Origin of the sequence: Streptomyces flavofungini (genome assembly GCF_041028215.1) — a bacterium.
Taxonomy (GTDB): Bacteria; Actinomycetota; Actinomycetes; order Streptomycetales; family Streptomycetaceae; genus Streptomyces; species Streptomyces flavofungini_B.
The window spans coordinates 1-5,653 of record NZ_JASKYR010000557.1 but is presented as its reverse complement, the minus strand read 5'-3'; the positions used below and the strand labels follow the sequence as shown (position 1 = coordinate 5,653).

Below are 5,653 nucleotides of genomic sequence, written 5' to 3'. Positions count from 1 at the left end.
GCGTCAGCTCGTTCGGGGTGGGCGGGACGAACGTGCACGTCGTACTCGAAGAGGCTCCCGCCCCGCCGCCCCGACCGGCCGACGCGCCCGAGCCGCCGGACGTCCTCGTGCTCGCGGGGCACACCGGGGCCGCGCTCACCGACAACGCCACCGCCCTCCGCGACCATCTGCGGGCCCACCCCGACACGCGCCACGCGGACCTCGTGACGACCCTGGCGCTCGGCCGCGCCCACCGAAGACACCGCGTCGCGCTGCGCGGGAACACCGTCGCCGCGCTCACGGGCGCCCTCGACACCTGGCTCGCCGAGCGGCACACGGAGGGATACGGCACGGACGGGGGCGGTACGGACGGGGCCGACACCGGGTTCCTCTTCACCGGGCAGGGGAGCCTCTACGCGGGCGCGGCACGGCAGCTCTACGACCGCTTCGCCGTCGTACGCGACGTCCTCGACGCCTGTGAGCGGCAGTACGCCGGGCTCAGCGGCGGCGACAGTCTCCTCGGCCCCCTTCTGACGACCGGGCACGACCCGGAGGCCGAGCCGCCCTGGCCGACCGAGCTGGCGCAGCCCGCGCTCTTCGCCCTCCAGTGCGCCCTGGTCCGGCTCTGGCGCGAGGCGGGCATCACGCCGCGCGTGGTGGCCGGGCACAGCGTCGGCGAGTACGCGGCGCTGCACGCGGCCGGTGCCCTCTCCGTCGAGGACGGCCTGCGGCTGACCGCCGGGCGCGGCAGGCTGATGCGCGACCTCTGCGCCCCGGGCGCGATGGTCGCCGTGCCCTTGACGGAGCACGCGGCGAAGGAGCTCGCCGCCGAGGTGCCCGGCGTCGGACTCGCCGTGGTCAACGGCGCCCGCGGCCAGGTCCTCGCAGGGCCGGCCGCCGCCATGGAGCGGCTCCTGCGGCTGCTGGCCGGGCGCGGGGTCTCCGCCCGGCGGCTCCCGGTGCGGCACGCGTTCCACACCGCGCTGATGGACCCCGTACTGCCGGGGCTGCGTGAGCTGTGTGCCGAGGCCGGGTTCGCGCCCTGCGAGGTGCCGTTCGTGAGCACCCTCGACGGGCGCGCCCGCCCCGCCGGGTGGATCCCCGACGCGGACCACCTCGTACGCCAGGCACGGCACCCGGTGCTCTTCGCCGAGGCCCTGCGGACCCTCGGCACCTCGCACCCGGGCACCGCCGCGCTCCTGGAACTCGGCCCGCACCCCACCCTCAGCGGGCTCGTGCGCAGGGAGCTGCCGGGCCGCACGGCGTATCCGACGCTGCGGCGCGGGGCCGGGCTCGGACCGCTCTGGGACGCGGCGGCGGCCCTCTACCGGGGTGGGGCCCCGCTCGACTGGCGGGCCTTCATGGGCGGTACGGGGCGCAGAATCCCGCTGCCCGGCTACCGCTTCCAGCACAAGGACTACTGGACAGGGCCGGAGAACCACCTTCCGCGGCCCGTACAACCGCCCGCACAACCACCCGTACAACCGGCAAGGGATGAGACCGAAGTGGCACAGGACGAAGCAGCGGTCGAGCGTGTGCTCCAGCACATCATCAAGGTCACCGCGAAGCACCTCAGCTACGACACCAGCGAGATAGCCGAGGACGCCTCCTTCTTCGACCTGGGGGCGGACTCGCTTCAGATGATCGGCGTGCTGCGCGAACTGGAGGAGGAGCACCGCGTCAAGGTGTCGATGCGGGAGCTCTTCGAGGAGGCGGGGACCGCGAAGGGGCTCGCCGCGATCATCGTCGGGAAGATGGCGCCCGAGCCGGTGACCCCGGTGGGACCCGAGCCGGTGACCCCGGTGGCGCCCGCCCCGGCGGCGTACACCGCGCCCGCGCCCGTTGCCTCCGTGCCCGCTCCGGCCGGGCGCCCGGCCGGAGCGGGCTTCGGCGCCCSGGSGCGCCGGGGCGGCGCGGCCCGCTCGGCCACCCGGGTCCCCGAGCCCTGGCGCGCGGTCAGCCAGCCCTCGGCGACCAGCTCGGCATAGGCGTCGGCGACGGTGTTCCTGGCGAGGCCGAGGTCGGCGGCGAGCGAGCGGTAGGGCGGCAGCCGGGTGCCGGGAGCGAGCCTGCCCTCCCGCACGGCGTCCCGCAGCGCCCGGATCAGGACGGCCCGGCGGCTGCCCGCTCCGGACAGCTCCAGATGGAGGTCACTGCCGATCCGCTCCGCCGGATTGACCCATGAATCGCGCATGGAAATGCACCCTATCCGAGGTCTTTCCGGCGCCTAGATTCATGGGTATGACGAACGAAGCGATCACCGCCGAGGCCCGGACCACCGCCCCCCGCCTCAACTTCGCCAAGACCGCCCCCAAGGCCTTCAAGGCCCTCATCGGCTTCGACGCCGCCGCCCGCGAGGGGCTCGACCCGGCCCTGGTCGAACTGATCCAGATCCGCGCCTCGCTGCTCAACGGCTGCGCCTACTGCCTGCACATGCACACCTCCGACGCCCGCAAGGCCGGTGAGGACGAGGCACGGCTGCACATGATCGGCGTCTGGCGCGAGGCGCGGAACTTCTTCACCGGGAAGGAGCGGGCGGCCCTCGCGCTGACCGAGGCGGTCACGCTGGTCGACCGCGGCGGGGTCCCCGACGACGTCTACGCGGAGGCCGCCCGGCACTTCGACGAGACGGAACTGGCCCGCGTCCTCGCCCTGATCCTCACCATCAACACCTGGAACCGCATCGCCCTGAGCACCGGCAAGGTCGCGGGCGAGGACGAGCGCACGGCGGGCTGAGGACCGCCGCGCACAGAAGCGCCGCCGCGCACGACGAAGGCCGGGCCCCGCGGAAATCCGCGGGGCCCGGCCACATCCGAAGGGGCCATACGGCCATACGGCCATACGGCCATACGGCTCCCAGAGGCTCCGGCGTCAGCCCTTGAGCCCCGCCATCCACGCCTCGACCTCGTCGGAGCGGCGCGGCAGCGCCGCCGAGAGGTTCCGGTTGCCGTCCTCGGTCACGAGGATGTCGTCCTCGATCCGGACGCCGATGCCCCGGTACTCCTCCGGCACGGTCAGGTCGTCGGCCTGGAAGTACAGACCCGGCTCGACGGTCAGGCACATGCCCGGCTCAAGGGTGCCGTCGACGTAGGACTCACGGCGCGCGGCGGCGCAGTCGTGGACGTCCATGCCGAGCATGTGGCCGGTGCCGTGCAGGGTCCAGCGGCGCTGGAGGCCCAGCTCCAGGACGCGCTCCACCGGGCCCTCGACGAGGCCCCACTCCACCAGCCTCTCGGCGAGCACGCGCTGCGAGGCGTCGTGGAAGTCGCGGTACGCGGCGCCGGGCTTGACGGCCGCGATACCGGCCTCCTGGGCCTCGTACACGGCGTCGTAGATCTTCTTCTGGAGCTCGCTGAAGCGGCCGTTGATCGGCAGGGTGCGGGTGATGTCCGCGGTGTAGTACGTGTGCGTCTCCACACCGGCGTCGAGCAGGAGCAGCTCGCCGGAGCGGACGGCGCCGTCGTTGCGCACCCAGTGCAGGGTGGTGGCGTGCGGGCCCGCGGCGCAGATCGAGCCGTAGCCGATGTCGTTGCCCTCGACGCGGGCGCGCAGGAAGAACGTGCCCTCGATGTAGCGCTCGCTCGTCGCCTCGGCCTTGTCGAGGACCTTGACGACGTCCTCGAAGCCGCGCGTGGTGGAGTCGACGGCCTTCTGGAGCTCGCCGACCTCGAACTCGTCCTTGATAAGGCGGGCCTCGGAGAGGAAGACCCGCAGCTCCTCGTCGCGCTCGGCGGTGACCTTGTCGGTCAGCGCCGACTCGATCCCGGTGTCGTGGCCGCGGACGACGCGGACGGGCCCGGTGGCCTCGCGCAGCGCGTCGGCGAGCTCGCGGACGTCGGACGCGGGGATGCCGTACAGCCTCTCGGCCTCGGTGAGGGAGTGGCGGCGGCCGACCCACAGCTCGCCCTGGCCGTCCAGCCAGAACTCGCCGTTCTCGCGGTCGGAGCGCGGCAGCAGGTAGAGGGTCGCGTCGTGGCCGCCCTCGGTGGGCTCAAGGACCAGGACGCCGTCCTCGGTCTGGTTGCCGGTCAGGTAGGCGTACTCGACGGAGGCGCGGAAGGCGTAGTCCGTGTCGTTCGAGCGGACCTTCAGGTTGCCCGCGGGGACGACGAGGCGCTCGCCCGGGAAGCGCGCGGAGAGCGCGGCGCGGCGGGCGGCGGTCTGCGCGGCCTGCTCGATCGGCCGCAGATCGTGCAGCTCGGTGTCGGCCCAGCCGGACTTCATGTTCTCGGCGAGCTCGTCGGAGACGCCGGGGTACAGACCGTTCTTGCGCTGCTTGATCGGCTCCTCTTCGGTCTCCTCCGGGGTTTCCGGGATCTCCGCGTTGAGAGCGTCCGACACGATCTGCCTCCTATGTACGACACTGGACCACCTTCCATCGTACGGCTGTACGGAAGGGGGCCCAGGGCCGTAGGGCCTCTTACCGCGCGTGCTCGCGGCCTCACTCGAAGCGGGCCGCGAGCAGCACCACGTCCTCCTCGCCGTCCATGGCGTCGCGCCCGTCGGGGAGCATGGCCCGCAGGATGTGGTCGGCGATCGCGCCGGGGTCATCGCGGAGGTCCCTGGGCACGCACGCCGCCGCCGCGTGCAGCCGCGCGAACGCCCGGTCCGTCGCCTCTCCGGTGCGGTGGAGCAGGCCGTCGGTGTACAGCAGCACCGTTTCTCCCCGCTCCGGGGAGAATTCGACGCTGGGCGCCTCCCAGCAGGCCAGCATGCCGAGCGGCGCCGAGAGCGAGGTCTCCACGAACTCCGTGCGCCGCTCCCCGATGATCAGGGGCGGGCTGTGCCCCGCACCGGCGAGGACGATTCTGCGCGCGGCGGGCTCGCAGTACGCGAAGAGCGCGGTGGCCGACCGCGCGGGCTCGGTCAGCCTGAGCAGCAGCTCCAGATCGGAGAGTACGGCGACGGGGTCCTCGCCCTCCATCACGGCATACGCACGCAGGGAGGCCCTGAGCCGTCCCATCGCAGCGACGGCACTGGGCCCCGACCCGGTGACCGACCCCACCGCGAGGCCGAGCGCGGCCTCCGGCAGCGGCAGCGCGTCGTGCCAGTCGCCGCCGCCGCGCGGCCCGGTGCGGTGCCGGGCGGCGAGCCGCACCCCGGCGACCCGGGGAAGCCGCGAGGGCATCAGCTCCTCGCGCAGGGTCGCGGTGGTCTCGCGGGCGCGGTGCAGTTCGACCAGGCGGGCCAGGTGCTCGGAGGCGTGGCGCGCGTAGAGGCCGGTGAGGTGGCGGCGGCGCTCGGCCGGTTCGGCGGGCTCGTCGTACAGCCAGACGGCGGTGCCGAGCGGGCCGCCGGTGGCGGTGACGAGGGGCAGGGCGTAGCTGGCGGCGAAACCGAGGCGGACGGCGACGGCGCGGTGCAGGGGGTCCAAGCCGTCCTCGGCGAGGAGGTCGGGCCTGATGAGCTCGCTCCCGCGGCCGGGCGCGCCGGTCTTCGGGTCGTCGAGGAGGCGGCCGTGGCTGGTCGCGGCGCGCGGCACCGTCTCGATGTGTCCGAGGTCCGCGCGGGTGAGGCCGAGACCGGTGGCGGAGTCGGGGCCGAGCCCGTCGGCGGGCTCCAGTACGGCGAGGCCGCGGGGGGCGCCGGTCAGGGCGGCGCCGGCGCGCAGCAGCTCGCTCAGGGCGTCGTCGAGGGTGTCCGTGCGGGAGAGCCGCTCGGTCAGTTCATGGAG

The 5,653-nt window shown here is 73.9% G+C and carries 4 protein-coding genes and 1 pseudogene; 2 read left to right on the top strand and 3 right to left on the bottom strand.

The genetic code is table 11. The features are described 5' to 3' along the window. Positions 1-17 precede the first annotated feature (17 nt). On the top strand, positions 18-1,967 hold the full coding sequence (locus AB8Z36_RS29560) for an acyltransferase domain-containing protein (protein ID WP_440582028.1): 1,950 nt from the start codon (positions 18-20) through the stop codon (positions 1,965-1,967). Here the strand turns inward: AB8Z36_RS29560 and AB8Z36_RS29555 are convergent. Further along, positions 1,856-2,173, bottom strand: a pseudogene (locus AB8Z36_RS29555) (GntR family transcriptional regulator); the annotation flags it as partial. The gene AB8Z36_RS29560 and the pseudogene AB8Z36_RS29555 sit on opposite strands and share 112 nt — an antisense overlap. Before the next feature lie 47 nt (positions 2,174-2,220). On the opposite strand from AB8Z36_RS29555, the gene AB8Z36_RS29550 reads away from it, so the two are divergent. Continuing rightward, positions 2,221-2,715, top strand: a complete 495-nt coding sequence (locus tag AB8Z36_RS29550) for a carboxymuconolactone decarboxylase family protein (RefSeq protein ID WP_440582026.1) — start codon at positions 2,221-2,223, stop codon at positions 2,713-2,715. Between the two features lie 135 nt (positions 2,716-2,850). Here the strand turns inward: AB8Z36_RS29550 and AB8Z36_RS29545 are convergent, their stop codons facing one another. Both AB8Z36_RS29545 and AB8Z36_RS29540 read right to left on the bottom strand, forming a co-directional pair. Further along, the gene (locus tag AB8Z36_RS29545) at positions 2,851-4,323 is read right to left on the bottom strand and encodes an aminopeptidase P family protein (RefSeq protein ID WP_440582027.1); all 1,473 of its coding nucleotides are present in this window, start codon (positions 4,321-4,323) and stop codon (positions 2,851-2,853) included. Positions 4,324-4,420: 97 nt separating this feature from the next. Next, positions 4,421-5,653: PP2C family protein-serine/threonine phosphatase (locus AB8Z36_RS29540; RefSeq protein WP_369216450.1), on the bottom strand; the 1,233-nt coding region annotated here is incomplete at its 5' end.

Bases quoted from the DNA above. Each gene is read 5' to 3' on its own strand.
- AB8Z36_RS29550 (WP_440582026.1), top strand. From the start codon at position 2,221: ATGACGAACGAAGCGATCACCGCCGAGGCCCGGACCACCGCCCCCCGC.